The organism is Archangium sp. (genome assembly GCF_036389735.1).
Lineage (GTDB): Bacteria > Myxococcota > Myxococcia > Myxococcales > Myxococcaceae > Archangium.
The window spans coordinates 1-2349 of record NZ_DASVWK010000765.1; the positions used below are offsets into that span (position 1 = coordinate 1).

The 2349-nt window shown below is 68.9% G+C and carries 3 protein-coding genes; 2 read left to right on the forward strand and 1 reads right to left on the reverse strand.

What is annotated here, in order from left to right; all coding sequences use genetic code 11:
• Together VF794_RS27110 and VF794_RS27115 are read left to right on the forward strand one after the other, a co-directional pair.
• Positions 1–223, forward strand: a 223-nt coding sequence (locus tag VF794_RS27110; RefSeq protein WP_331115297.1) for a DUF493 domain-containing protein, incomplete at its 5' end; no start/stop codon positions are given.
• Positions 224–304: 81 nt separating this feature from the next.
• On the forward strand, positions 305–1063 hold the full coding sequence (locus VF794_RS27115) for an SAM-dependent methyltransferase (protein ID WP_331115299.1): 759 nt from the start codon (positions 305–307) through the stop codon (positions 1061–1063).
• 94 nt (positions 1064–1157) lie between these two features.
• Here the strand turns inward: VF794_RS27115 and VF794_RS27120 are convergent, their stop codons facing one another.
• Positions 1158–2249 (reverse strand): diacylglycerol/lipid kinase family protein, encoded by a 1092-nt coding sequence (locus VF794_RS27120; protein ID WP_331115301.1) that lies wholly within the window; start codon positions 2247–2249, stop codon positions 1158–1160.
• Positions 2250–2349 lie beyond the last annotated feature (100 nt).

Below are 2349 nucleotides of genomic sequence, written 5' to 3' on the forward strand. Positions count from 1 at the left end.
CAAGGTCATGGGTCGGCAGGAGCCGGACTTCCTGGAGTACGTCCGGACCCTGTTCCGCACGCTCATGGGGACGGAGATCTCCCCGGATTCCATCCGGGAGCAGCCCAGCAGCAAGGGCACCTACGTCTCCTTGAGCGTGTCGGTGTACCTGCTGTCCGAGGAGCACCGCCGCGCCATCTACGCCCGGCTCCGTCAGGAAGAGCGGGTTGTCTACTACCTCTGAGGGCGGCTTCGCGCCGGACCCCCCTCGTACCTGGGGGGGAATTGGCGACACCAGGGGCAGCGGTGTAGAACGGGGCTTCTCATGAGCCCGGCCGAGCCCTTCCCGCTCTACTTCCCTGGTGATGCTCGGCGTCCCTTCAGCTCCGATGTCGCCATCCGGCGCTTCGCGAAGGTGGCGCAGTTGGAGGAGGGCGGACGCGTCCTGGAGCTGGGCTGTGGCCCCTCCGGCCCGGCGAGCGTGCTCCTGGCCCAGGAGTTCGGCTGCTCCGTCGTGGCCGCCGACTCGGACGAGGCGCTGGTCTCCCGCATGCGCGAGCGCGTGTACTCGCTCGCCCTGGACGGGCGCGTCGAGGTGCGGAGCGTGGATCTGCTCAAGCCCGCCTTCCGCGAGCGCGCGTTCGACGCCATCGTCTGCCAGGGCCGGGTGCTGATGGGCCTCGCCGACATGCTCGGCACCCTCCGGCCCCTGCTGAACCACAATGGGCGCCTGGGCATCACCTACCCGGTACGGGTGGGCCGGGTGACTCCCCGCGCGGTGCTCGATTTCTGGGAGCGCCGGCTGGGTGCCCCCTTGCTGCTTCCCCGCGAGCTCCTTCAATACCTCGCGCAGTCCGGCTTCGAGCCCGAGTCCGTCGAGTCCCTCCAGGACGCCGAGCTGGACGCATTGTACAAGGAACTGGAGCCCCACCTCGCCAAGGCTCCGTCCGAGCAGGCGTCGTGGCTCCGCGAGGAGATGGCCCTGCACCGCGAGAGCGGCAAGGCCACCGCCAGCTACGCGTTCCTCATCGGCCGCCGCAAGGAGCCCGGGGAGCGCCCTCCCGCCACGCGCGATCGCGGGTAGGCAGGTCCACGGGCCCAACCTGGGGCCCCGGTACCCTCACCCCGTCCCTCTCCCGGAGGGAGAGGGGTGTTTGTTGGGGTGGGAACTCCCTTTCTCAGTGCATCGCGCCGTGGAAGTCCAGCAGCTCCACCGACTCCTGCGCCACGCTCAGCTTCACCTCGTCACGGTAGCCCGCCGCGTCTCCACCCACCTGGAAGGGCATCGCCCTCGCGAAGCGGATGTGGACCTCCTGGGCGTAGAAGTCCTGGAGGCCCTCGGGGAACCAGCGGCCCGTCCACAGCTTGGGCAGGTTCGCCAGGATGGTCGGCGCGTGCAACTGGCCCAGCCGCAGCTGCATCATCCCCCGACGCTCCCCCGCGAACGGGAACATCCGGAAGCCATACCCGTAGAAGGGCATCGTCGCCGCCGCCGCCATCATCAGCTGGCCCTGGAAGATCTTCTCCCCGGGCGCGATGGGTGCTCCCATCGGCTTGCCATCCGGCCCCACCCGGTACGCCTCTCCGGCCCGGCCGTTGGTGATCTCGCACTCCACCCACGTCGAGTTCGTCAGGTAGTGCGGCACCGTCTTGAAGGCCACCGCCGACAGGTAGCCGCCCGGGCCCGACATCACCCGCTTGAGCATCCCCTTGGCCAGGTTGCTCTTCACCCAGATGTAGTCGTTGAGCAGCTTCCCATCCACGCCCAGGCCCGCGAACGGCGTGCGCTTGCCGTCCACCTGGAGCAGATCCATCCGCCGATAGCCCGGCACCTCGCCCGCCCGCGCCCGCACCACGTCCTGGAGGATGCCGTCGTCGCCCGCGCCCGCGTTCACGTAGTTGGCCAGCCCGTTGCCCGTGCCCAGCTTCAGCACGCCAATGCGCGGCGCGCGCTTGCCGGAGAAACGGCCTCGCGGCTCCAGCTGGCGGAACATCTCGTTCACGAAGCCCTGGAACGTGCCGTCACCACCACCCGTGAACACCATCGGGTAGTTGCGCTCCAGCACCGTCTGGATGATGCGCTTGCAGTCCAACTCCGAGCGCGACAGGAACAGGTCCTGCTCCGGCACCACGTGCGAGAGCGACTTCACCACCCGCGCGTCCACCCGACGCGCATTGGTGTTCAACAGGACCGCGACCTTGTTCTCGGGAGAGCCGGAGACGGACGGAACCTGACGCGGATCCACGGACCGAAGCGGCTGTACCAGCATGGGGGGAGCCTCCAAGGGGGGTAGGGGCATGGCATTGCCGGGGGGCAACGCGCTCCCCGTCCAGTGCACTTTCTCAGCCAATGGCTGACGCGCGGCGTTA